Below are 601 nucleotides of genomic sequence, written 5' to 3'. Positions count from 1 at the left end.
GCGGTCGTCCGACCGGCGGGCGTAGTAGAGTTGGCGGGGGCAGTACGCGGCGCGGCCGAGGTCGCTGGCGGCGACGAGGGACACGGGGAGCGTGGTCCCGTGATCCGACTTGAACTTTCGGCCCCAGAACAGTTTTTGTCGCGGCGGTCGAACAAGAACCCGATGTCCCGAGAACCGGGCTCCCGTCGCCGGACCGTCGGAACGCTGCTCCCTTTCCTGGTGGTGCTGCTCGTCGGCCAGTTCGTTCCCGAGGGGACGATCCCGGCGTGGAGCGCGAAGGCGGTCGTCGCGACGGCGGTTCTGGTGGTTCTGGCCGCCATCACCTTCGAGGTCGGTCGGGGCTACGAGCGCGCCTGAGCTACAGCTGGGTGTTCGTCTCGATGTCCTCGGCGGCCTCCGCCAGCCCCGACTCGCGGGCGTCGGCGGCGTGGCTGTCCCGGAGGTCCGCGTCGGTCAGCAGTTCGGCGAACTCGTCGGTGAAGCGGCCGTTCGCGCGGGTCGAGCGCCGGTCGGCCGCGATCACCTGCGAGTAGTGCTCGACCGTGTCGAGGTCCGCGTCGAGTCGTTCCGCTCGCTCCGCGAGCGGCACGTCCTCGACGAT

Annotated in this window: 2 protein-coding genes; one reads left to right on the top strand and one right to left on the bottom strand. The window is 70.2% G+C overall.

Features of this window, described 5'->3' with window-relative positions; genetic code table 11:
- Positions 1 to 162 precede the first annotated feature (162 nt).
- Positions 163 to 357 carry a hypothetical protein gene (locus ACFR9S_RS09095; protein WP_379732577.1) on the top strand — a complete coding sequence of 65 codons (195 nt, stop codon included), beginning with the start codon at positions 163 to 165 and terminating at the stop codon, positions 355 to 357.
- Between the two features lies 1 nt (position 358).
- On the opposite strand, the gene ACFR9S_RS09090 is transcribed toward ACFR9S_RS09095, so the two are convergent.
- Positions 359 to 589, bottom strand: coding sequence for a hypothetical protein (locus tag ACFR9S_RS09090; RefSeq protein ID WP_379818464.1), 231 nt, complete (start codon positions 587 to 589; stop codon positions 359 to 361).
- Between the last annotated feature and the right edge of the window lie 12 nt (positions 590 to 601).

The sequence above is a fragment of the Halolamina salina genome (assembly GCF_042678005.1).
Lineage (GTDB): Archaea > Halobacteriota > Halobacteria > Halobacteriales > Haloferacaceae > Halolamina > Halolamina salina.
The sequence above is the reverse complement of the archived record's forward strand: the minus strand, read 5'-3'. Positions and strand labels throughout refer to the sequence as shown.

Bases quoted from the DNA above. Each gene is read 5' to 3' on its own strand.
- ACFR9S_RS09095 (WP_379732577.1), top strand. From the start codon at position 163: ATGTCCCGAGAACCGGGCTCCCGTCGCCGGACCGTCGGAACGCTGCTC.